The 21,656-nt window shown below is 70.2% G+C and carries 27 protein-coding genes; 16 read left to right on the top strand and 11 right to left on the bottom strand.

From position 1 onward, the window contains the following. Positions 1–511: 511 nt before the first annotated feature. Entirely contained in the window at positions 512–1,381 is an 870-nt protein-coding gene (locus tag ACZ7M2_RS51120) for a recombinase family protein (RefSeq protein WP_471601160.1), read from the bottom strand. 302 nt (positions 1,382–1,683) lie between these two features. On the opposite strand from ACZ7M2_RS51120, the gene ACZ7M2_RS51115 reads away from it, so the two are divergent. From ACZ7M2_RS51115 to ACZ7M2_RS51100, 4 genes are all read left to right on the top strand, one after another. Further along, on the top strand, positions 1,684–2,223 hold the full coding sequence (locus tag ACZ7M2_RS51115) for a hypothetical protein (RefSeq protein WP_471601159.1): 540 nt from the start codon (positions 1,684–1,686) through the stop codon (positions 2,221–2,223). Positions 2,224–2,250: 27 nt separating this feature from the next. Further along, the gene (locus tag ACZ7M2_RS51110; protein ID WP_471601158.1) at positions 2,251–3,102 is read left to right on the top strand and encodes a hypothetical protein; all 852 of its coding nucleotides are present in this window, start codon (positions 2,251–2,253) and stop codon (positions 3,100–3,102) included. An 83-nt stretch (positions 3,103–3,185) separates the two neighbouring features. Then, the gene (locus ACZ7M2_RS51105) at positions 3,186–3,464 is read left to right on the top strand and encodes a hypothetical protein (protein WP_331720771.1); all 279 of its coding nucleotides are present in this window, start codon (positions 3,186–3,188) and stop codon (positions 3,462–3,464) included. Continuing rightward, the gene (locus tag ACZ7M2_RS51100; protein ID WP_471601157.1) at positions 3,461–3,793 is read left to right on the top strand and encodes a hypothetical protein; all 333 of its coding nucleotides are present in this window, start codon (positions 3,461–3,463) and stop codon (positions 3,791–3,793) included. Before ACZ7M2_RS51105 ends, ACZ7M2_RS51100 begins: the two co-directional genes overlap by 4 nt. 75 nt (positions 3,794–3,868) lie before the next feature. Here the strand turns inward: ACZ7M2_RS51100 and ACZ7M2_RS51095 are convergent, their stop codons facing one another. Next, on the bottom strand, positions 3,869–5,245 hold the full coding sequence (locus tag ACZ7M2_RS51095; protein WP_471601156.1) for a transcriptional regulator: 1,377 nt from the start codon (positions 5,243–5,245) through the stop codon (positions 3,869–3,871). A gap of 260 nt (positions 5,246–5,505) precedes the next feature. Here ACZ7M2_RS51095 and dapF point away from each other — a divergent pair, with 260 nt between their 5' ends. The 5 genes from dapF to ACZ7M2_RS51070 all read left to right on the top strand — a co-directional run bounded on the left by dapF (position 5,506) and on the right by ACZ7M2_RS51070 (position 10,303). Continuing rightward, positions 5,506–6,306 carry a diaminopimelate epimerase gene (gene dapF / locus ACZ7M2_RS51090; protein ID WP_471601155.1) on the top strand — a complete coding sequence of 267 codons (801 nt, stop codon included), beginning with the start codon at positions 5,506–5,508 and terminating at the stop codon, positions 6,304–6,306. Continuing rightward, complete coding sequence (locus ACZ7M2_RS51085; RefSeq protein ID WP_471601154.1) at positions 6,303–7,388, top strand: D-alanine--D-alanine ligase family protein; 1,086 nt, start codon at positions 6,303–6,305, stop codon at positions 7,386–7,388. Before dapF ends, ACZ7M2_RS51085 begins: the two co-directional genes overlap by 4 nt. A 12-nt stretch (positions 7,389–7,400) precedes the next feature. Continuing rightward, entirely contained in the window at positions 7,401–7,949 is a 549-nt protein-coding gene (locus ACZ7M2_RS51080; RefSeq protein ID WP_471601153.1) for a cysteine peptidase family C39 domain-containing protein, read from the top strand. A 90-nt stretch (positions 7,950–8,039) separates the two neighbouring features. Beyond that, the gene (locus tag ACZ7M2_RS51075) at positions 8,040–9,428 is read left to right on the top strand and encodes a UDP-N-acetylmuramoyl-tripeptide--D-alanyl-D-alanine ligase (protein ID WP_471601152.1); all 1,389 of its coding nucleotides are present in this window, start codon (positions 8,040–8,042) and stop codon (positions 9,426–9,428) included. Between the two features lie 8 nt (positions 9,429–9,436). After that, positions 9,437–10,303 carry a phosphotransferase enzyme family protein gene (locus ACZ7M2_RS51070; protein ID WP_471601151.1) on the top strand — a complete coding sequence of 289 codons (867 nt, stop codon included), beginning with the start codon at positions 9,437–9,439 and terminating at the stop codon, positions 10,301–10,303. A 185-nt stretch (positions 10,304–10,488) separates the two neighbouring features. On the opposite strand, the gene ACZ7M2_RS51065 is transcribed toward ACZ7M2_RS51070, so the two are convergent. From ACZ7M2_RS51065 to ACZ7M2_RS51050, 4 genes are read right to left on the bottom strand one after another with little or no spacing between them, the layout of a single operon-like run. After that, positions 10,489–10,731 (bottom strand): DUF7848 domain-containing protein, encoded by a 243-nt coding sequence (locus ACZ7M2_RS51065; protein WP_471601150.1) that lies wholly within the window; start codon positions 10,729–10,731, stop codon positions 10,489–10,491. Positions 10,732–10,735: 4 nt separating this feature from the next. Then, positions 10,736–11,167 carry a hypothetical protein gene (locus tag ACZ7M2_RS51060; protein WP_471601149.1) on the bottom strand — a complete coding sequence of 144 codons (432 nt, stop codon included), beginning with the start codon at positions 11,165–11,167 and terminating at the stop codon, positions 10,736–10,738. Continuing rightward, on the bottom strand, positions 11,160–11,507 hold the full coding sequence (locus tag ACZ7M2_RS51055) for a hypothetical protein (RefSeq protein WP_471601148.1): 348 nt from the start codon (positions 11,505–11,507) through the stop codon (positions 11,160–11,162). Before ACZ7M2_RS51055 ends, ACZ7M2_RS51060 begins: the two co-directional genes overlap by 8 nt. A gap of 29 nt (positions 11,508–11,536) precedes the next feature. Next, positions 11,537–12,007 carry an ATP-binding protein gene (locus ACZ7M2_RS51050; protein ID WP_471601147.1) on the bottom strand — a complete coding sequence of 157 codons (471 nt, stop codon included), beginning with the start codon at positions 12,005–12,007 and terminating at the stop codon, positions 11,537–11,539. A 319-nt stretch (positions 12,008–12,326) separates the two neighbouring features. Between ACZ7M2_RS51050 and ACZ7M2_RS51045 the strand changes: the two genes are divergently transcribed. Beyond that, on the top strand, positions 12,327–13,205 hold the full coding sequence (locus ACZ7M2_RS51045; protein WP_471601146.1) for a helix-turn-helix domain-containing protein: 879 nt from the start codon (positions 12,327–12,329) through the stop codon (positions 13,203–13,205). Continuing rightward, positions 13,202–13,438, top strand: a complete 237-nt coding sequence (locus ACZ7M2_RS51040; protein ID WP_471601145.1) for a DUF397 domain-containing protein — start codon at positions 13,202–13,204, stop codon at positions 13,436–13,438. The genes ACZ7M2_RS51045 and ACZ7M2_RS51040 overlap by 4 nt, the downstream gene beginning before the upstream one ends. A gap of 197 nt (positions 13,439–13,635) precedes the next feature. On the opposite strand, the gene ACZ7M2_RS51035 is transcribed toward ACZ7M2_RS51040, so the two are convergent. The 3 genes from ACZ7M2_RS51035 to ACZ7M2_RS51025 all read right to left on the bottom strand — a co-directional run bounded on the left by ACZ7M2_RS51035 (position 13,636) and on the right by ACZ7M2_RS51025 (position 16,433). After that, a complete protein-coding gene (locus ACZ7M2_RS51035) occupies positions 13,636–15,105 on the bottom strand; it encodes a DUF2637 domain-containing protein (RefSeq protein WP_471601144.1) in 1,470 nt (489 codons plus the stop codon). Between the two features lie 128 nt (positions 15,106–15,233). Next, a complete protein-coding gene (locus ACZ7M2_RS51030) occupies positions 15,234–15,617 on the bottom strand; it encodes a hypothetical protein (RefSeq protein WP_471601143.1) in 384 nt (127 codons plus the stop codon). Positions 15,618–15,623: 6 nt separating this feature from the next. Further along, the gene (locus ACZ7M2_RS51025) at positions 15,624–16,433 is read right to left on the bottom strand and encodes an AAA family ATPase (RefSeq protein WP_360274316.1); all 810 of its coding nucleotides are present in this window, start codon (positions 16,431–16,433) and stop codon (positions 15,624–15,626) included. A 213-nt stretch (positions 16,434–16,646) separates the two neighbouring features. Here ACZ7M2_RS51025 and ACZ7M2_RS51020 point away from each other — a divergent pair, with 213 nt between their 5' ends. Continuing rightward, the gene (locus tag ACZ7M2_RS51020) at positions 16,647–16,832 is read left to right on the top strand and encodes a hypothetical protein (RefSeq protein ID WP_331720758.1); all 186 of its coding nucleotides are present in this window, start codon (positions 16,647–16,649) and stop codon (positions 16,830–16,832) included. Between the two features lie 120 nt (positions 16,833–16,952). On the opposite strand, the gene ACZ7M2_RS51015 is transcribed toward ACZ7M2_RS51020, so the two are convergent. Together ACZ7M2_RS51015 and ACZ7M2_RS51010 are read right to left on the bottom strand one after the other, a co-directional pair. Further along, a complete protein-coding gene (locus ACZ7M2_RS51015; RefSeq protein WP_471601142.1) occupies positions 16,953–18,002 on the bottom strand; it encodes a C40 family peptidase in 1,050 nt (349 codons plus the stop codon). Next, on the bottom strand, positions 17,954–18,472 hold the full coding sequence (locus tag ACZ7M2_RS51010) for a helix-turn-helix transcriptional regulator (protein ID WP_360274322.1): 519 nt from the start codon (positions 18,470–18,472) through the stop codon (positions 17,954–17,956). Before ACZ7M2_RS51010 ends, ACZ7M2_RS51015 begins: the two co-directional genes overlap by 49 nt. Positions 18,473–18,784: 312 nt before the next feature. Here ACZ7M2_RS51010 and ACZ7M2_RS51005 point away from each other — a divergent pair, with 312 nt between their 5' ends. From ACZ7M2_RS51005 to ACZ7M2_RS50990, 4 genes are read left to right on the top strand one after another with little or no spacing between them, the layout of a single operon-like run. Beyond that, positions 18,785–19,027, top strand: coding sequence for a hypothetical protein (locus tag ACZ7M2_RS51005; RefSeq protein ID WP_471601141.1), 243 nt, complete (start codon positions 18,785–18,787; stop codon positions 19,025–19,027). 14 nt (positions 19,028–19,041) lie between these two features. Beyond that, on the top strand, positions 19,042–19,332 hold the full coding sequence (locus ACZ7M2_RS51000) for a hypothetical protein (RefSeq protein WP_360274328.1): 291 nt from the start codon (positions 19,042–19,044) through the stop codon (positions 19,330–19,332). A gap of 4 nt (positions 19,333–19,336) precedes the next feature. Then, on the top strand, positions 19,337–20,095 hold the full coding sequence (locus tag ACZ7M2_RS50995) for a hypothetical protein (protein ID WP_471601140.1): 759 nt from the start codon (positions 19,337–19,339) through the stop codon (positions 20,093–20,095). Beyond that, positions 20,092–21,654, top strand: coding sequence for a hypothetical protein (locus ACZ7M2_RS50990; protein WP_471601139.1), 1,563 nt, complete (start codon positions 20,092–20,094; stop codon positions 21,652–21,654). The genes ACZ7M2_RS50995 and ACZ7M2_RS50990 overlap by 4 nt, the downstream gene beginning before the upstream one ends. Positions 21,655–21,656 lie beyond the last annotated feature (2 nt).

The following is a 21,656-nucleotide window of genomic DNA, read 5'->3' as shown; positions in this document are numbered from 1 at the left end:
GGTGTGCTGGCCTCCGGTGCCGTCCATCCGGAGGGACACCCCGCGACCCACCACGTCCACCACCCACCGACCCGCACCCGAAAAACAGGGGGCCCCTCTGGAAGGTGGCCGGGGGCGTGGGGGCAGAGCCCCCACATCACCACCCACACACCCGCGGCCGCCGAACCAACGGGAGAGATGCACGAGGCTCGCCGGCTGTCCGGCGGCGGCGAGCTGGCGCCGATGCGGTGCCGGCGTTCCTCGAGCATCCGACTCGGGACACGTCGGCCCGCGCACCACCACGGTGGCGAGCCGGCCGCCCGCGAGCGCGTGACGCCGGGGCCGTCCGCTCGTTCTCCTGGATGGAAGGGAAGCCTCCCGGGCTCCGTTCCGCCCGCTCGTCTGGCGAGCGTGGGTCTTTCGGCTTGCCGTACACAAACCCCCGGGAGGGGGCGGGGGCCCAAAGACCACGGGAAGAGGCCCGCACTCACGTGCGGGCCTCTTCCCGTGCGCGGGGCTAGGGGGCGGGGTGCTAGGGCTGTGGAGCCTTGAGCGCTGCCATGGCTGTGGCCTGGTCGTGCTCGTCTAGGGCGCGATACAGGGTCGACCGCTTGATGCCGAGTGCTGCGGCGATGGCGGGCACGGGCTCTTCGCGGTCCCGGCGGGCGAGTGCTGCGGCGAGCTGATCGGCGCTGACCGCTCGGGGGCGGCCGCCTCGGCGGCCCTTCGCGTGGGCGGTCTCCAGTCCGTCCATGGTCCGCTCGTGGATGAACTCGCGCTCGATCTCAGCGAACACCGCCACCACCACGAACAGGATCTTCCCGGGGCCCTGGGGATCGTAGACGCCGGCGAGAGGTCCGCTCAGGATCTCCAGCCGGTTCCCGAGGTGCTGGATGTCCTGGGCCGACACGATCAGTTCGACCATGTTGCGGCCGAGGCGGTCTAGGCGCTGGACGGTGAGGATGTCGTTCGTCCGGAGGGAGTCGCGGGCTTGTACGTACTTGGGCCGGGTCGGCTGCCGGGTGCTGATCACCTCGTCAAAGATCCGCACGCACCCGGCCGCGCTGAGCGCGGTCATCTGGGCCGTGAGGTCTTGGCCGCGTCGGCTGGCCCTCGCGTACCCGATGCGGTCGCCGGGCCGCTCGGCCACAGCCTCCGTGATCTCCGGGGCCGGTCCGGGCTGCCACGGCTGTCCCGGGCGGCGGGCGGCGGACATCCGGACCGCCGGACCGGACCGGAGTTTGGGGAGTCCCGCGTACCGGCCGGTGTGGTAGACCGAGGCGACAAGCCCGGTATGGGTCCGGCACGGCGAGCCGGCCGGCACCTCGCATCGCGGGCAGGGCTGACGCTCGATCAACTCGGCCCGCGCCAGTTCGTCAGATTTTCCCGATTCTTCCGTCATTGGTCGCTTTCTCCGCTTCCACGTCGTCCCGATAACGTATCCCGATTCCCGGGCGGCGGCCGAGGTTTCGGGACGGGTTTCGGGACGAATATCGGCGAGTTCCGGCGCCACCTGGCCGGCGTCCCGAAACCGATCGTTTCCGGGACGCCTTAGCGTGTGCACGCTAAGGCGATCCGTCCCGCTGCCTTTCCCCGAACATCTCGTTGTACGGAGAACGGCCGTACGACCGTGTAGGTCGCGGTTCCCGGCGGGCGTCGCCGTGCGCCTTCGCGACTGTGACCCGGGCCCGTACGGTGGGGCGCGTGACTCAGACCAGCGGCGCCGAGGGCGCGGCCGCGCACGCCGAGGCGGAAGCCGAACTCATCGGCCACCTGCGATGGCAGGCCGATACGACACCCGCGCGGCCGGGTTGGGCTCACTCCGGCCTCGCCGCGCTGCTGCTGGCCCACGGCCGGCTGTTCGTCCCGGCCCCCTGGCCCGAAGACGGGCCTCCGCCCGGGGAACCGGGCCGGTGCTACGTCGAATCGGTCTCCTGGGCCTGGGCCTCGTCGGGCGAGTTCGCCTATGTCGAGGGCCTGGCCTGGGATGTCGCGTGGGCCGTCGAACACGCCTGGTGCGCCGGCGCCGACGGCCGGGCCCGGGATCTCACCTGGCCAACGCCCGGACGGGCCTACCTGGGCCTGCCCGTCGATGCCGAGTACGCGGCCCGCACGATGGGCGACCGGGCCGGGCCGCTGCTGTACGGGGCCGTGGGCATGGCCTCGGAACTGGCCCGGGAGTGGATGCGCGACGGCGTCCCGGCCGGGCTCCTGGTCGACGTCGGCCGCCCCATCCCGGCTTAGCGGGCCTCGACGGGTACATGTACCGGTATGCGGGTGCGCTGGTCGGAGGTGGAGGAACGGGCTCGGGCCGTGGTCGCCGAGTACGGCGGTGAGGTCACGCTCCGCCAGTGCTGGTACCGGCTGATCTCGGCGGGAGCGCTGCCCAACCGGGCCTCGATGTACCGGCGCCTCTCCTCCCACCTGGCGCGGGCTCGCCGGGAGGGACGGTTCCCGGACCTGGTGGACGCGCTACGGGAGATCCACCAACCGCCGGCGTACGCGGACGTGGGCGAGCTGCTGGCAGCGGTGCCCGACCTCTTCCGCCTCGACCGCACGGCCGGCCAGGCGGAAGCCCTGTGGGTCTGCGCGGAAAAGGACACGCTGAGGGTGCAACTCTCCGGCTGGCTCGGGCCGTTGGGCATCCCCGTCCTGGTGGTGCGCGGATTCGCCTCCGAGTCGTACGCCGCGCTGGTGAAGGAGCGCGCGGCCCTTGATCCCCGGCCGGCCCGGTTGCTGTACGTCGGCGACCTGGACGCGTCCGGGGAATCGATCGAACGGGACTGGGTGGACCGTACGGCGGGCTGCTGGGCGACGGTGGAGCGGGTGGCGCTGACCGTTGATCAGGTGAACCGGTACGAACTTCCGCCGGCGGTGGGCAAGAGCACCGATCCGCGGTGGCCGGCCTTCGCCGAGCGGCACGGGCTCGATCCGGCCCGCCCGGTGCAATGGGAGGTGGAGGCGCTGGAGCCGGCCGACCTGCGGCGCCTGGTCATGGCGGCGGTCCGGCCCCACATCGACCGCGAGCGACTGCGTGAGGTGCTGGCCGAGGAAACCCGCCAGAGGGAGGCCCTGGCCGCGTTCCTGGCGACCTGGTGGCCGCCGGGCGGCCGGGAGGGGTGACGGCCCGGGTGCCGCGCCGGAGGGCCTGACGCTGCCGAGGCTGCCCGCGTAGTCTGGTGGGGCCCGAAACCGGAGGTCGCAGAATGTCCGCTGAACCCCTCGGCCACTCGGGGCCGATCGACCGGCCCCGTACGGTCGGCACGATTCGCCGCGCACTGCCGCCTGAGCTGCGCGACCGCTTCCAACGGGCCTTGGACGACGCGGCCCCCGAGGATCTGTTCGCGCTGGTCGCACAGTGGGGGGCGGTCGCACAGACGACCACCGACGCGGGCGCGGATGCGGCGGCCGGCGCCGTCCGGTCCGGGACCGCGGCCACGCATGAGATCGGCGACGTGTTCCCCGCGCTGGCCGGGATGCTGTGAGCCGCTATCGGGTGGTCTTCACGGACGCTGCCCGCGAGGCCCTGCGCGAGCTGGACGGCGCGGAGCGGCTGGCGAACATCGCCCCCGGTGCCCTGTCGCGGGAGGCCCTGCGCGCGCTCCTCGCCGGCACGACCCTAGGCACGCTCCTGGAAGACCTGGAGACACTGGCCGCCGATCCGTACGGCGGGCCGACCCTGGCGCGTACGGCCGGGGCGGAGGACGACCGTACGGGCCTGCTCGGCGCGCTGGCGGTCACCTACATGGTGAGCCCCGCCACGGAACCGCCCGTGATCACGGTGACCACCGTCCGGCCCCCCAAGGGCGCGTAACACCGTCCGGCATGACGTTGCCCCGTCCGGCCAACTCGCGGGCGGGGCAACGGCGTTCACGGGGCCGGGTTGCGGTCAGGCGGCGAGCACCGTGTGTGCGCGGTCGATGAAGTCGCGTGCGGCCGGGGTGGTGCGGTGGGTGCTGAGCCGGGCGGCGAGATCGAGCAGGGGCGCGGTGGTGCGGTGTGAGCTGATGGTCTCGGTGAGGTCCAGCGCGGTGCCGGCCGTGGAACAGGCGCGCTCTAGCTCGCCCTGGGCGTACTGGGCGTCAGCCATCCGGCACAGGTAGACGGCGTGGGTGCGGACGGTGGTGGGGCCGAACAGTTCGTCGGCCTGGACGAACGCGGCCTCGGCGCGGTCGTGCTGGCCCATGTCGCGGTGGCTGGAGGCGCGGGCGCCCAGGATCTCCGCGCGGTCGAACCAGTACGCCCACTGCGGGGCCTGGTCCTGCTGCTCGTCGGCCCGGGTCAGCAGGGTTTCCGCGCGGTCGAAGTCGTCCCAGCACCGGGCGTCGCCGAGGTGGGCGCGGGCGCGTCCGCGCCGGCTGTGCATCATCGCCTCGACGCGGGGGCTGGTACGGCTGCGGACGGCGGCGAGTGCGGCGGTGGCCATGTGCTCGGCGTCGTGGAGGCGGCCGGTGTTGTAGGCGGAGACGCACCAGAACGACAGGACGTTGGCGCCGAGGGCGTCGTCCTGGGCGACGCGGGCCGCGCGCAGGGCGGTCATGAACGTGTCGTCGGCGCAGTCGCCGCGGGTGTCGAACAGGGCGGCGGCGCGCTGGCGGGCAAGGTCGGCGGCCGCCGCGAACAGGCGGGCGCGGTGCGCGTCGCTGTAGCTCCGGTGGTGGATGATGCCGTTGACCAGGGCCAGGGCGCTGGACGCCTCGGCGAGAACAGTCCCGCCGCCGTCTTCGTCGTCGGTCTCGCGGAGCATCTGCGCGCGGGCCTCGATCTTGGCCACCCCCGCCTCGCCGATGCGCTGGCCGGTGGTGAGCTGCCCGGCGGCCACCGGATCGGCCGTGAGCCAGTTCAACAGGGCGGCGGTCAGGGTGCCGCCGGAGATCAGAACGAGTTCCCGCCGCGTGACGCCCATGGCACCCCTTGCGAGTTCGGTGAGGGACTGGGAGGCACCGAGAAGCGTCCAGGGCCGGGGAGTTGGCCGCTGGGCGGGGTCCTCGGACAACCACTCAGGCCATGGTCGCTCATCGACCGCTGTAGGTGGAATACCGAGCACATCGGCGATGACGAGTTGGGTGGGGTGGTCCGGTTCGCGGTCGTGTTCCCAGTGACAGACACCGTCGCGGCCGGTCTGGATCGGGCGGCCGTGCTCGCGGCTGCGGACGCGTATACGGCTGGCTAACTCCGTCTGGCTCCAGTCGCGTGCCTTCCGGGCCCGGGTCAGGAGGTAGCCGCGGTGGCGGCTGCCGGCCGGGGGACGGCGTTTGTGGGCCATCACACCTCCGCTGTGTGCATCTCCGAACACGGGCGGTCAGCGCACTGTAACGGCGGCGACTCGGGGGCGGTAGCCGCCGCGGTGTTGCTCCTTGTTGCTCGTGACCGCAACGCGGAGCAACAGGGCGGACGCTTCCGACGCGGCGTCAGGTCCGTCAGCGTGGACAACCGGCCGCCGCGCCCACTCCACCCCGTGAACAGCCCGTTCGTGGCTTCGGCGTGCCCTGACCCCCGCAACCGCCATGGAAGAGAGGCCCTGTCATGGAGTTCGTGAAGATTCACGGAGCCGGGAACGACTTCGTGTTGCTCACCGATCCCGGCCCGTCCCGGGACTGGCGCGCTGAGGCGCCCCGGCTGTGCGCGCGGCGTACCGGCGTCGGCGCTGACGGCCTGGTCCTGAGCACGCTGGTGGACAAGGACCCGGCCCCCGTGCTGGAAGTGATCTGCATCAACGCGGACGGCTCGTTGGCGTCCATGTGCGGCAACGCGCTGCGCTGCGTCGCCTGGGCTGCGGCCGGTGCCCACGGGTTCACCGCCATGACGCTGATGATGGCCGGCGTCCGTCATGAGGCGATCGTGCAGAACGGGCACGTGTCGGTCACTGCCGAGGCCGGGGAGGTGGCGCCGGGACGGGTGGAAACCTCCTGGCAGGATGCCCGGCTGTGCTTCGACGCCGTACACACCGGCACCGAACACGTGGTCGCCCTGGTGGACGACGTGGACGCCGTGGACGTCGAACAGCTCGGCCTCCTCGTCCGCCATCACCCCGAACTCGCACCGGTCGGGACGAACGTGAACTTCGTCCACCCGGTGGACCCGCACGCGGTGCGCATCCGCACCTATGAGCGCGGCGTGGAGGCCGAAACGCTGTCGTGCGGCTCCGGGGCGGTGGCCGCCGCGATCATCGCCGCCCGCCACGGGGTGATCGCCGAGGGACCGGTGACCGTGCACAACCGGGCCGGAACGCCGCTGACCGTCACCCCCAACGGCGAGCGGCCCGGGTCCTACTGGGTCGGCGGCCCCGTCGCCCAGTCCTTCCGCGGAGAGCTGGAGTTGCTGTGACCACGACGTTCATCGACGCCGGCGACCGGAACACGGTGGGCCGGGAGATCACCGGTCTGCGCGAGTGGAGCACCCTCGGCCTGGGGGTGGTGGTGGCGTACGGGGGGCTGTCGGCCGAGGATCGGCTGTACCTGGCCAAGAGCCCCGTGGATCAGCTGTCCGTGACCGCGCTGCGGGAGGCCCTGGCCGCTCTGGGCGCCGAGGTGCGGGTGTTGGACCCGTGCGCGCCCGGGTTCGTGGCGCACCTGGCCGGGCCCGGGGTGGATGTGGTGCTGCCCAACTTGCATGGCCCGTTCGGGGAGGACGGCCGCCTGCAAGGGCTCCTCGACTACCTGCGCGTGCCGTGCTGCGGCAGCGGCGTGCCGGCGTGCGCGCTGGCCGCCGACAAGATCCTGTGCAAGGAGTACATGCGCGGGCTGGGCGTGCCCACCCCGCAATGGCGGGAGTGGACGGGCGGGCCGGCCCTCGACTGGCACGGCCCGGTCATGGTCAAACCGCCGCTCGGCGGGTCCAGCGTCGGCATGAGCCTGGTGGACGACCCGGACGACTTCGCCCGCGCCCTCGCGGAGGCCGCGGAGACAGACCCGTCCCCGGTCCCCCGGGTCTTGGTGGAAGAGATCATCACGGGCACGGCGGTGACGGTCGGCCTGCTGGAGCTGCCCGGCGGGGTGCTCGTCTTCCCGCCGCTGGCGACCGAGGTCCGCGGCGGGCAGTGGTACGACGCGGAATCCAAGCTCGACGCGGCCGGGCAGGGCACGGTATCGGTGTGCGCCGCAGACCTGCCCGCGCAGACGGTCACGACGCTGACCGCCCACGCGCGCACGCTGTGGGAACGGCTGGACTGCCGGGGCATGGCCCGGGTGGATTTCATGGTTGACCCCGGCGGGAACGCCTTCGCGCTGGAGGTCAACCCCACCCCGGGTATGTCGGTGGGCTCGAACTTCGCCGCCGGCGCCGAACTCGTCGGGATCAGCCACGCCGACACCGTGCGGGCCGTCCTGCGTGAGGCGGTCACCCGGCGCCCATACGATGTGCCCTTGAGCCCCGATCCGCTGCTCACCGCTGCGGTGAGCGAGCGCTAGGAGTCTGCCCGCATGCCGTGCCTGCACCCCGTCCCGATGTGCCGCCAGCTCATCGCCCCGCAGGAGTGGGAGCGAGAGGGGGGCGCCGAACTCGGGGACCGAATCGAGTGGTCCAACCGGGCCTGTGGCATGGCCGATCTGCGGATGATCCTGCTCGCCTACGGCAAGCCGGCGCCGACCGTGACGGAACTGCTGCGGCTCGGCGTCGCCCACGGGGCGCTCACCGAACGGGGCTGGCTGCATGCCGGTCTCGCCGGGATCGCCGAACAGCTCGGCGTCCCGGGCCGCGCGGAACCGGTGCCGGCCGGCGAACTCCTCGACCGGCTGACGGCCGCACCGCTGATCGTCTCCGTCACCGAGAAGTTCCCCGACGACGGCCGCCGCGGTGGTCACCTCGTCATCGTCCACGGCTACACCGACCCGGGCGCAGGGCCGGCCGGGCCGGAGGTCTTCATCCGCGACCCGTCCGGGTGGGGCCAGGAACACGATCGGGTGCCGCTGGGCCGCCTCGCGGCCTCCTACACCGGACGGGCCATCACCTTCCCCGCCCTGCACCCGTGATCCATCTCCGCTGAACGGCCGGGCCCCTGCGGCCAGGCCGTACGGCACCCCCTTGCCCGCTCCCGCCCCTTCACCCTCTGAGGAGACCCGTTGATTCCCCTGACCTTGCAGGAGATCGCCGACGCCACCAGCGGCCGCCTGGCCGACGCGGACCCGGGCACGCTCGTGTCGGGCCCGCTGAGCTTCGACAGCCGCGCCGTCCACCCGGGCGGCCTGTTCGCCTGCCTGCCCGGCACCCGCACCGATGGCCACGCCTTCGCCTCGGCCGCCGTCGCGGACGGTGCCGTTGCCGTGCTGGCCTCCTCGCCGGTCACGGTGCCCGCCGTCATGGTTCCCGACGTGACCGCCGCGCTCGGCGACATCGCCCGCGCGGTCGCCGACCGGTACACCGGCCTCACCCTGGCGCTCACCGGCTCGGCCGGGAAGACCAGTACCAAAGACCTGCTGCTGCACGTTCTCCAGCTCGACGGGCCCACCGTCGCGAACGTCAAGTCGTTCAACAACGAGATCGGGTTCCCCTCGACCGTGCTGCGCACCGAGGAAGGCACGCGGTACCTGGTCCTGGAGATGGGCGCCCGGGGCAAGGGGCACATCACCTACCTGACCGGCATCGCGCGGCCCCGTGTCAGTGCGGTGCTGAACGTGGGGACCGCCCACCTGGGCGAGTTCGGCAGCCGGGAGGGCATCGCCGAGGCCAAGGCCGAGATCGTGGCCGCGCTCCCGCCGGCCGCCGAGGGCGGCGTGGCGGTCCTCAACGGTGACGATCCGCTGGTGCGGGCCATGGCCGACAAGACGGCCGCCGAGGTGCTGTTCTTCGGCACCACACCGGACTGTGACGTACGCGCCGAGGACATCACCCTGAACGGCGCCGGACGGCTCTCCTTCACCCTGCACGCCCGGGGCCAGTCCGCGGCGGTGAGCCCCGACGTGTTCGGCGGCCACCACATCACCAACGCCCTGGCGGCCGCCGCGCTCGCCCTGACCGCCGGGGTGCCCTTCGAGACGGTGGCCCGGGGGCTGGACGGGGCCCGGATCGTCTCCGGTGCCCGTATGGAGGTCACCGACCGGCCCGACGGGGTGACCCTCGTCAACGACGCGTTCAACGCCTCCCCGGAGGCGACGCGGGCCGCCCTGGACAGCCTCGCCCACCTCGCCGGCGAGCGGCCCGTGGTCGCGGTCCTGGGCGAGATGATGGAACTCGGCGAGCGGGCCGAGGAGATCCACCGCGACATGGGCGCGCTCGCTGCGGCCCGTGGCGTCGGCCGCCTGATCACTGTGGGAGGCCCGAACGCCGCCGCTATGGCCACGGCCGCCCGTGAGGCGGGCGTGAGCGTGGTGGACCACGTCACCGGCCGGGAACACGTGCTCCCGCTCCTCGACGGCCCCTTGCCCCCCAAGGCGGTGATCCTGGTCAAGGGCGCGCACTCCCTCGCCCTGGACGAGATCGCCGCCACCCTCGCCACCACCGCCGGGGAGTGACGCGCACCGTGCAGACCTCCGAAATCGTCGCCCTCGCCCAACAGGCATGCCAGCAGGCGCAGTTACCCGCCGACGCAATCGAACCGATCCGGCTCCGCGACAACCTGATGTTGCGCGCCGCCGGCACCGGGACGGTGATCCGCATCCACCCGCCGGGCACCTACGGTGTGGCCGTGCGCGAGCTGCGGGTGGCGGACTGGCTGCGTTCGCACCGCATCCCCACGGCCGAACCGCTCGTTCCCGATCCGGTCACGGTCGCCGGACGGCCGGTGACCTTCTGGGAAGACCTCGGTGAGCAGGTACCGGCCGAGTCGGCACACACCGCCCGCGCGCTGCGGCGGCTGCACTCCACCCGCGTCCCCTCTCACCTCGCGCTGCCCCGCTTCACCCTGCCCGACTACCCCAAGCGCATCCGGGAGGCACAGACCGACGCCGATTCCCGGCGGTGGCTCACCCGGCACGCCGAACAGCTCGTCGCCCGCTGGGAGGCCCTGGCGTGGCCGGACGAGTGGTGCGTGATCCACGCCGATCCGAGTCCGCACAACACGATGCGGACCGCTGAGGGCACCTACCTGGTGGACCTGGAAGGGGTCGCGGTCGGGCCGCGCCAATGGGACCTGGCCACCATCGCCTTCCAGAGCGACACCCTGGCCGAACCGCCCTCCTACTGGGAGGAGTTCCGCGACGCCTACGGCACCGACGTGACGGCCTGGGAGGGCTACGCCCTCATCAGGGACATACGCAGCCTGGGCCTCGCCCTGTTCGCGCTCCGGCACGCGGACACCAGCGACCACGCCCGCAGCCAGGCCGACTACCGGTTGGCGTGCCTGATGGGGCGCCACGGCGAACGCCCCTGGAAGTGGGTCGCGCCGTAGCCTCCGGCTCGGCCCAACCGCAGGATGCCCCCGGCGTCGACGCCGGGGGCATCCTGCTGCCCGGCCGGAAGGGGGCCGCGGCCGGGGAGGGGCATGCAGCCGCCCCGGTCCCTGACGGGGGAGGCAGGGGCCGGGGCGGCGTGGGCAGAGCGGCGGCGGAAACATCTCCGCCGCCGCTCAGGTCATCACTGCCATGATCCCGCCTCCACCATGGCGTACTCCCACCGGGCCCGCCGGAAGCGGTTGTGCCCGGTGCTGCTGGTGTGCTCGGCCATCCATCGGGTAAGCGCCTCCTCGTCCGGCTGGTCCTTGGAGTCCGCGCCGCAATCGGCTTCCTCGCCGGTCACACACACCGCCTGATACGCCGGCGCCGCCGTCTCGTCCGTGGTGACGCCGTACTCGCGGAACCGGAACGTCTTGCTCGTCACCGTGTCACCACCGCCGGCCGTGGTGCGTGCTGCCGCCGTACTCGCCGGTCTGAGGGTCGAGCGCGCTCACCGTCAGGGTGACGTGCCACTCCCACGTGCCTTCGACCGGTCCGGGGACCTTGGCCAGAGCCAGGGCGTGGATCTCCAGTGTGGGGGCCTCCCTGGCCAGGTCGGCGGCGGCTTGCAGCGCGTCAGCCGTTGTGTTGCCCGCGCACACAAGCGCGGTGTGCGCGCTGACCGTGATGTCGCTGGACGGGTTGAGCGTGGAGAGGACCCGTACCGCCGTGCCGGCCTCCTGGATCGTCCGCACCAAATCACCCGCGAACGGGGGCGCCGGCGTCCGGGCCTGCTCGACGGCGGCCCCGGGCGAGCCGCCGAGGACGGCGGGCAGGGTCTCTCGGCCTTCGGTGGTCGGCTGGTTGGTCTGGTCATCCATGGGGTTCCTCGCCGTGCTCCTGGTCGACGGTCGGCGCCGGCAGCACGCGAATCGTGTGCGTCCCGTCGTGCGTCTCGATGTGCAGCCCGTACCCGCGCCCCGTCTCCAGCGCGGCCACGGCCTCGGCATAGGCCGGTGCCAAGCCCTCCGCGAGCGGGGCGACGGCGGCCGGGTCCAACAACCATGTGGCGATCCTGTACGCGCGGCTGACCAACCAGCACGCGGCCGCGTGAGGAGTGCCGGTCAGATACTCGTTGGCCAACAGGATCGGTTCGCCGCGGTCTGGTGCCGTGATCTCGTGCTCACAGCGGTACCGGTGGACCATCTGGGCTCTCGCCACAGCTGGCTCACGGGGCTTTTGAGGGCACTTCAGCACGTCCCCTCCTCCCCGCGCGGTCGCCGTGCACCATCCACACACAGCTCAGCCCAACAGCTCTTGCCCCACGGGCCGCGTTGCGGGTGGGAGCCCAACAGGTCGTAGCCCCAGCGATCGGCAAAGGCGTCCACCAGGCGCAGGCCCCGGCCGGACTCAGCATCGGCGTCCACGGCACGTAGGCGGGGCAACCGGCCGGCCGCCTTGTCGACGGCCGCCACCCGCACCCAACCGGGGGCGGGGCGGGTGACAATGACGCGAACGGTGCGGCTGGGTGTGTGCCTGATGGCGTTGGTGACGAGTTCGGAGATCAAGAGAGCCGCTGTCTCCGCGTGCTCGTCCAAGCCCCAAGCACACATCGCCTGACGCGCGAGCCGCCGCGCCTCTTCGACACTCTCCGGGTCGGCGTCTCTCGTGACGTCGTAGCCGGGGTGACCGGTCGCGGCTGGTCGTGCGACGGGCGTCATCAGCATCGCCTCTGCATGTGGTCTCTGGGGGAGCGTGGCCACCCCAGGGGCACGGGGAACGACCACAACCCGAACAGGCGTGCAACCACGCCTAGTTGATGACCAACTGACGTTGAGTCACTGCCACTGGCAGAATGCACCCATGGAAGCATGGGCCGCAACCTTGGAATCCAATTCCGCAAAACTAGAACATTAGTCCCGTGGACCAAGTGCCCCGAGGACGGGCACACTGCACCCGTGAAGAACCTCGGCACCCCCGAAAAGGGGGTCAGTCACCCCGAGTCGTACCCGAGTTGACCCGAAGAAAGGGCAAGAGACCATGGCAACCGTTCGCCTCGTCCCGACCGTCCGCCGCCGGCGCCTCGGTGGCGCCCTGCGCCGCATGCGCAACGCAGCGGGCCTGAGCATCGACGCGACTGCGGAGGCCATGGAATGGGACCCGTCGAAGGTATCCCGCATCGAGAACGCCAGGGCCCACATGCCCATCAAGGACGTGGCTCCGCTGCTGGCCCACTACGGCATCACCGATCCCGCCGTCATCGCTGCACTCGAAGGGCTCGCGAAGGACGCCAACAAAACCGGCTGGTGGACGACGTACGGCGAAGTGGCGCCCGACGCGTACAAGGACTACATCGGGTTGGAAGAGGACGCAGAGAGCGCCCACATCTACGCCCAGGGCCTCATCCCCGGACTCCTCCAGATCGGTGGATACGCGCGCGAGACCATCGCCGGCACCGCCCCGCACCTCGCCCCGGACGACGTGGCCGCGCTCGCTGAGGTACGCAAGAAGCGTCAGGCGATCCTGACCGACGGCAACAGGCCGAGCGGTCCTCTCAAGCTCTGGGCCGTCATCCACGAATCCGTACTGCACTACCGGTCAGCCGCATACCCTCGGCTGATGCACGAACAGCTCCGACACCTGCTCGACGTGGCGGAACTGCCCAACGTGACCATCCAAGTCATGTCACCGCCCGCACCCGCACACCCCGGCATGGTCGGCCCCTTCCACGTCGTTCGGTTCCCCACGCCGTGGCCGACCGTGATCAATCTGGAGAACATCCGGGGCGGCTACTTCGTCGAGGGAACCGACGAAGTCAAGGCGTTCGAGTCGGCATTTGAGCTGATCGTCGCCGCTGCACTTCCCGTTGATCAATCACGGGAGACCATTAAGAAGATCATGGAGGAAATCCCCGAATGACCGAGCACGGCCGTACGGCACACCTTTCCGCAGAAGACCTGACCGGAGCCGCCTGGTTCAAGTCGTCTTACAGCGACGGCGGACAGCAGTGCATCGAGGTCGCGGACCTCCGCGCTACCTCGTACCGCTCCGTCGCGGTCAGGGACTCCAAGGACCCCAAGGGCCCCGCACTCCTCATCACACCCGACCAGTTCGCGGCGTTCACCAGCTTCGCCGCAGGATTCGAGGTCTGATCGCCTCTACGCGACTGTGGGGCCGACTCTTGCCGAGTCGGCCCCACAGTCGTTCTTGAGTTGCCGAGGGCTCGCACGGGCCGCGATCTGCCGGTTAGCGTGTGCACGCTAAACACCTCTATCGGAGGTGCCACAACTAACAGAGGTGCCACCTCCGGCGGAGGTGGCACCTCTGTTTTATCCATTCCCTTGGCCTGTTAGCGCGTGATCGTCGCCGCCTCGGTCTGGTCGTCTTCCTCGGTGGATACTTCTGGATCTTGGTTGGTCGCGGTACCGCCTGCCTCGCCCCGTCCGTCCGGGGGAAGGATCGCCCATCCACCCTCGGGCTCGGGTACAGGTGCCACGTGGGGGGCCGCGCTGGATACCTCGTCGCGCTGGGCCTTGCGGAGGTCGGATAGGTACCGGCGCACGGTGTTGTACGCGAGTCCCGTCATATCCGCGATCTTTGTAGCCTTCTGCCTGTCCGACTGCTTGCGCTCCTCGGGGCTGAGGCGTTCGTACGCGAGCCGCACGGCCTCGACGCCGGGCATCGTGGTGAGGTCGATGGCCTCGGCGTCCTCGGCCTCGTCCGCGTCCTCGTCGGTGTCCTCGTCGGTGTCCTGCTGGGCAGGGATGCGGACGTGGATGGTGTCGGCCGGCTGTCGGGAGCGGTCGGCCATGACGGCCTCTCGGCTGGCGGCCCCGGGCTCGTTGTAGGTATCCACCTGGTACGGCAACGGCGATGCGGCGCCGTCTTGCAGAGATTCGCCGCCCTCGGCGTCTCCGGCCGGGTGCGGGGTTCCGGAGGTCTCCGGCGTCGGGAACCGTCCGCCGGCCGTGAGTGGATACGTCGACTCGTCGGTGTATCCACTCATCGGAGATCCGGCCTCGACTTCATGCCGCGCGGTCTGGCTGGAGTGGATACCGGCCGCTGGCGGGATGGGCTGAGCGTCCACCTTGGCGAGCTGTTCGGTGAGCTGTTCGGGGTCAAGAGCGACCCCGTATCGCGCGAGCCTGAGCGGCATCACCAACTCCACGGGCGCCTTGCGTCGCCACCCTCGGCCGAACTTGGCGTGGAGCCGGGCCCGGTACACCATGCGGGCCTGTTCGAGCCTGACCACCTCGTCATAGCTCCTCAGCTCCCACAGCTTCATCCGGCGCCACAGAAGGAAGGTGGGGAGCGGGGCGAGTAGCCACCGTGCGATCCGCACGGACTCCATGTGCCGGTCGGCGGTGATGTCGGCAATCCGGCCGACAGCGTGGCGGGCGGCCTCGACGCTGACCACAAACAGGATCGGGATCACCGCGTGCATCCCGATGCCGAGAGGATCGGTGGCGGACGCCGCGTTGAACGCGATGGTGGCAGCGGTGAGCAGCCATGCCGTCTGCCGCAGAAGCGGGAACGGGATGCGGAGCCACGTCAAGAGCAGATCGAGGGCCAGGAGGACGACGATGCCGGCGTCGATCCCGACCGGAAAGACGTTGGCGAACCAGCCGAAGCCTTTGTGTAGCGCGAGCTGGCGCACTGCCGCGTAGGAACCGGCAAAGCCGATCGCCGCGATCACGACGGCCCCGGCGATCACCACACCGATGAGTACCCGGTGGGTTCGGGTGAGTTCGATCCTCGGCGTGGCGGGATCGGCGGGTGCCTCGTCCACTTCCGTGGCTCTACCCTGGTGGTACTGCATGGGGGTCCTCTCCTGTGCGGGTGGCCCTGGGAGCGCGCTTCTTGGAAGGTTGGGCGTTCCTGGGGCCGGGTCGTTTCCCTGTGGCAGGGGTGCCAGAGGTGGCACATGCCGCACCTCTGGCAGAGGTGTTACCTCCTCGGCGGGCGTCCGGTCCTGATCTCCTTCCGGGGCCTCGGCGGGAAGGGTTCTCCGTCGTTGTATTTGCGTTGGAGCTTCGCCACCTTCTCCTTGATCGCGTCTTCGATCAGCTCGGATAGCGACTGGTAGCCGCCTTCATGCGGTGTCGTCCACACCACGGCATCCCGGGCCGCCTCGGCCACGGCCTTGGTGATGTACGGCTGTAGCTTCTCCTTGCCCGCGACCTGCCCACGGGGCACGGGCGCGGCGGCCGGCGTCTTCTTCGCCTCCGGCTTCTCGGTCTCCGGGGGCGTCGGCGGCTTCCTGCCGCTCGTCGCTTCCGGCTCGTCCAGCTCGTCCGGGCTGTCGGTCTCGTCCAGGTTGACCCGGGCCATGGTCGCTTACGCCCCCGTCTTGCTCAGGTACTCAAGGGCAACGCCCTTGAAGTCGTTCATTGCGTTCTCGAAGAAACGGCCGCTGTTGGCCCGGGTGTACTGGGTGACCACCAACCCGGCCGCCGGCGCCGCCTCGTGCGCGTCGTACGTGCGCACGTACGTCGTGAAGTGAGCGAACCCCCTCTTGGAGGCCCACGCCTTGGTCTCATCGACCCGGCCCGGCTTGCTGGGGTGGGTTCGTGACATCAGCAGCCGGTACGGCTTGCCGGTCTCCAGGACGTACGCCTTGAGGAACTTCTCCGTGGGGTCGAACGAGAGATACGCGGCCTCCATCGGAACAATGTGCTCGTCGGCCAGTTCCTCGATGATCCAGCGCTGTAGCTCCTCGTTCTCCAGCGACCCGGGCGTGTCCACGAGGACATCGTCATACCCGCGCTTGCGGAGCTTCTGGAGCTTGTCCCGCTCGACCTCGTACGTGTAGTCAAACGGGAGATCCTTCCCCCGCTTGATGGCCTGCCGGGCCCACGCCGAGGATGCCGACTTCTGCGGGTCACAGTCGACCATGCACACCCGGCGGCCGTGCTCTCCGAGCGTGGCCGCCAGGTTGATGGTGGTCGTCGTCTTCCCCACGCCACCCTTCTGATTGCAGATGGCGACGATCCGTGTCATCTCGGGCCGGGCTGCTGCCTGCATCTTTGCCACCTCCCTTACCTCTGTCTGATGTGCCGCCTGTGCCACCTCTGTTTCATCTGCCGTAGGTGGCACCTCTGTTTGAACTGTCGGATACGGCAGATACGGCACCTCCGCCAGCAACACGGTAGCTAGCAGAGGTGGCAGATGTCCCACATCCGGCGCCTGTGGCACCTCCGTAAGACATGCTCACTCTAACACCTCTGTTAGATGAAACAGAGGTGTTAGAGTCGACAGCAACAAGAGAGGGGCCGGGCTGGTACCCGACCCCTCACAGTTCGGCCCTGGGCGGCGGTGGGCGCTGGCTCCTGGGCCTCGATCCCTTACGGAGGATCTGTCATGAGCGTAGGCGACAGCGCGGCCGGGGCAACGGCGGGCGCGAACGAAGCGGACGGGGCGCCGGTCGTGGTGCCAGTGGGCGGCTGGGCAATCCTGCCTCCGCTGGTGGACGACTGGGCGACGCTGGCCGAGGCGTTGAACGCCCCGGGCGAGCCGGCGGTGTACGTGGACAGCTCGGCAGCCTGATCAACGTCTTCCCTTTACGGCTGAGGCCCTACACCCTGCGGGGCGTGGGGCCTCTTCCCTGCTCAGGCACCATATATAACAGAGGTGGCACCTCTGCCAGAGGTGTTTAGCGTGTGCACGCTAAGCGGGTCGGGTGGCGCCGACCAACCCACCTGATCGGTAGAGCTTGACTATCTGCACGCTCTTGCCGGTTCTGGGGGCCTCGATGATCTTGCCGTCTCCGTAGTACATGGCGACGTGGTACGCGTCGCTGCCGCTGCCGGTGTGGGACCAGAAAATGAGGTCTCCGACTTGCAGCGAGTCCATGCTGACGGGGTGTGAGGCGGTCGCGGTGTACTGGTCGGCGGCGGTGCGGGGAAGGTGAGTTGTCGACCACCACGCGTTTTCCGTCAGGCTGGAGCAGTCGAATCCCTGGTGACTCGCCGCGAAGCAGACCCCGTTCAGGTACCCGGTGTTGCCGGAACAGAAGCCGGTCGACGGCCCTTCGGGGGTTCCGCCTCCGTAGACGTACGGTGTCCCTAGGTACGTGGCGGCCTTCCTGGCGGCGTCGGCGCCGGAGCCGGTGCCCGCGACGGCCGGCACGTCGTCCACCCACTCGGCGGCCTTGGCGATGATGTCGCGCACGTAGTTGTAGGTCTGGCCCCCGGCGAACGACTCCGGCGGCACTCCCTGGTACTGGTCGACGCGTCCCCACCCGGCGTTGTAGCCGGCCAGGGCCAGGGATATGGCGCCGCCCGGGTATCCGCTGTCCTTGGCTCGCTTGACGAGGGCGCACATGTATCGGCCCTGGGCCATCACCGCGTCGCCTATGTCGTAGGGGGAGGCGGTACCGCTGCCGTCGTCGTCGCGTCCCCACGTCCCCCATGAGGCATCAACGAACTGGGCCGCACCCTTTGCCGTGCCGGAACTGGTCTCCGGCCCCACGGCGGCGGCGTTGAAGTTGGACTCTTGGGAGATCTGGGCGGCGATGAGCGCGGGCGACTCGCCGTCGCACAGGGCGCCGGCCTTCATCACCCATGGGAGGAAGTCCGCGGGGACCTTCCCGGCCTTGATGCCGGTCGTGTTGGCGGCCGAGGCGGACGTACCCCCGACGGCCGCGGTACCGATCACGCTCGCCAGTATCAGCCCCGCGACTCCTGCGACGGCCCCGGCTGCGAGCTTGGTTGACACGCGGTCCCTCCCCTTCGTCCGTGCTTCCCTGCCTTGATCTCCTTGCGCCGTGCTTGCTTGCCGGCCTCCCACGCGGCTGTCCACTCTGCGGGGCTGACCTGGTAGCCGGCTGCCCATCGAACGGGGTCGCGCACCCCGTACACCCCGGCTTCAACTCGGCTGACCATCTGGCCGCTTACGCCGATGGCCTCGGCGGTCTGCTTCTGCGTCTGTCCGGTACGGCGCCGTAGCTGCTTGAGCGTCGGCGTCGCCTTCCCGACCGGACTGAGCCGGTCGACGGGGACGGCCAGGGCCTCGGCCAGGGCGCGGAGCACCCGGGCCGAGGGGCAGTGCTTCCCGGTCTCGGCCGCGCGCACGGTCTCGGGGCTGACCCCGGCGAGCAACGCCAGTTCTGTGCGGCTGAGTTGGGCCCGTTGCCGCAGGTCTGCGAGCACGGAGGGCCGGAAGACTCCGGGGGGCTTTGGGCTCATCGATCCCAACTTTTATAAGTAGGCTTTAGACGTAACTCATGTTAGCCTCTCAGTGAAGTTCCGTATTCTGCAAGTCACTAGGGGGATGTGATGAAGCGTCGAACTCCCGCCTCCCCGACCGCTCCCAAACACGGACTCGCCGTGCTGGGAGCGCACGGAGGGGCGGGAATGTCCACGGTCGTGCGTCTGCTCGACCCGCAAGGCCAGGGCTGGGCGGTGGAGTTGTCCCCTGGGCAACATCTGCCCCACAACTACATCCCAGTTGTGGTGACACGCTCAACCGCTTATGGGTTGCACAGGACTCAAGACCTCTTGAACCGCTGGCACCCGAGCATCCCGAGGCCGTATCTCGTCGTCATCCGTGACGCCCCGCTGCGGCCTCCGCTGCCTGTCCGCTACCGGCTGCGGACCGTGGCCCCGCGCACGCTGGGCATCGCCCACGTGCCGTACCTCTACCGGCTTCGGCTGGTCGATGACCCCGCCGAGGCCCTGACGGACACTCCGGTGTCCAAGGCCGGCCGAGAGTTGCGGGCCTCCCTCGGCTTCTCCGACTGATGAAGGGAAACCTCGTGTTCGATCCGCACCACCTGACGGTCCTGGCGGACAGCCTCCCCAACCCGGGCCCCCAGGCTCCCCCCGGGATGGGTAAGACCTTCTCCGACTGGATCTCGTGGGGGAAGTACATCGGCATGTTCGCCGGCGTGATGGGTTTCATCGCCTGCGGAATCATGATGATGGTCGGCCGCCGCAACCGCTCCCACCTCTCGGCCGAGGGCGCCGGCGGCCTGGTCTGGGTCATCGCGGGCGGCTCGGTGGTGACGCTCTCGGTGAGCATCGTCACCGCGCTGATGGGCGGCTGATCCGATGACCCTCGACCTGCAACGCGCGGCGACCCGGCGTATGCGCCGGCTGCTGTTCGCCGCCGGCGGCGTGATCGTGGTCCTGGCGGCCGTGGTGGTCGTCCTGGTGGCCAACAGCGGCGGTTCCCCGTCCGCTGCCCCGGGCCCGTCCTCGTCGGCGGTGCCCTCCGCCTCGGCCTCGCCGCTGCCCACCGCTTCCTCGGACGGCGGATACGTCGCGCCTGAGAAGTGGGCGGTCCTGCCCTCCGGCAAGGGCAAGAAGGACGGGTTGCCCGTCCAGTTCGGGCACACCCCCGAGGGTGCGGCCGCTGCGGCCGTGGCCAGTGTCCGCTACGGCTGGAGCTGGGACCCGGACGCCGCTGCGACGGCCGCCGGCGTGTACACCGTGCCCTCCGAGGCAGCCACGGTAAAGGAAGAGGCGCGGAAGTCCACCACCAACTCGCGGCTGAGCGCGGGCGCTCCCGGAACCGGCGCCCTCCCCTCGGGTGCCCACATGAACGTGTTCGTCATCGGGGTGCAGTTCACGGCGGCCACCGCCGACGAGGTGAAGGTGTCCGTCCTCGCCCGGGTCGTCTACACCCCCGGCAGCGGCACGGCGGAAACAACGCAGCTCATCGCCACCACGAACACCTACGTATGGACCGCGAACGACTGGCACTCGAAGACGGGCGCCCCGCAGACCAGTCCCGACGCGTCCGACCTCGGCACTGCCGGTTTCAACACCGCTGGCTGGTCCGCGATTCAGGAAGGCGACACCCGATGAAAGCCTTGCGCGGCCTGTTCGTCGCCGTGGTCCTGGCGCTGCTGCTGCCTGCGGCTACCCCGGCCATGGCGGCACCTCCCGCCACCGTGGCGGCCGCCGTGCCGGCGTCCGCTCCCGAACGGCTACCCTCCGGCGGCTTCAGTTGGTGGGACACGGCCTGCAACGTCGTTCTGACTCCGGTTCTCGGCTCTGCCGGAGGCGCCGCCTGCGTCGCCGGAAAGATCGTCGCGCCGGCGGCCAAGAAGGCAGTGTCAGATGCCTTGTCAAACACCATCGTCAAACCCATGGCTGACGGCATGGGCGAATTCGTAGCCCAGATGCTCAAAATCGGGCTTACTTGGTGGCTGACGACTCCGAGCATCCAAGTAAAGGACTCCGGGGTCACGGATTCCCAAACGGGCAAGCTACCTGACGGCTCAACAGTCACATTCTCCCTGCAAGCCCTGATGCTGGGCGTCGGCGAAATGATCGCCATCCTTCTGGTGATAATGCAAGGCATCCGGGCCATGATCCAGCGCAAGGGAAAGCCACTGGCTGACGCGCTACAGGGCCTGGTCATCAATGTTCTGGTGTGCGTGCTGGGCGTCACCGTCATTGACTCTCTGCTCGTCGCCTCGGATCAGCTCACGCAGGCAATCATCAATGTGGCGTTCCACGGGGATGCCAAGCTGACCGGGCGCGTGGTGGCCATGCTCCTGCCGCAGGCATTCAATCCCATGGGCCTTCTGGTCATGGCGTGCATCGTCTTCCTGATCGGCGGCGTTCAATTCCTGTTGAACTTCCTCCGGCAGGCGGCAATCCCGATTCAGGCCCTGATGCTGCCGATCGCGGGCGCGGGCCAGATCGGCGGAGAGAAGACAAAGCAATGGCTCCCGAGGATCTACACGAGTATCGGCGTCGTGATCGTCTACAAGCCGGCGGCCGCGCTGATCATCTCGGCCGGGTTCGTTGAGCTCGCCAACGGCAACGACTTCGTGGACTGGTTCCGGGGCGTCGTGACCCTGGTCCTGTCCGTCTTCGCGCTGAAGCACCTGATGGCGCTGTTCGCGCCGCTGGGCGCGGCAGTGGCCGGGGCTACGAGCGGCGGTTTCTCCGGCGCTCTGGCGGGGGCCGGCGGCCTGATGGGGCTGATGAGCGGGGGCGGGAAGGGCGACGGCGGGGGCTCCTCGACGTCCGCTGTCCAGCACGCACAGGCCATGGCCAAGGCCGGAGCCGCTGGCGGCGCTACCGGTGGGGCTGCTGCCGGAGCCCACCCCGCCATGGCGGCCGCACAGACGGCCAAGGCCGGCGTGGATGGGGCTGGCCGCACCATGGGCGGCCAGGACGGCGGCATTCCGCAGCAACAGGGCGGCCCCGGCAAGCAATCCGGGGGCGGCCGCGACGGCCAGGGCCAGGGCCAGGACGGCGGCCCGTCTGCCGGTGCCGGCCCGAGTGGGGGCAGCTCGTCTGCCGGTGCCGCGAACAACTCGGCCGGTGGCGGCAACGTGACGATCGCCGTCCGCGCGGCCGAGGCCGGGAACAACGGGCCCGGTCCGGGCCAGAACAACGGAGGGCAGTAAGC

The organism is Streptomyces sp. NPDC111507, assembly GCF_055638955.1.
The sequence above is the reverse complement of the archived record's forward strand: the minus strand, read 5'-3'. Positions and strand labels throughout refer to the sequence as shown.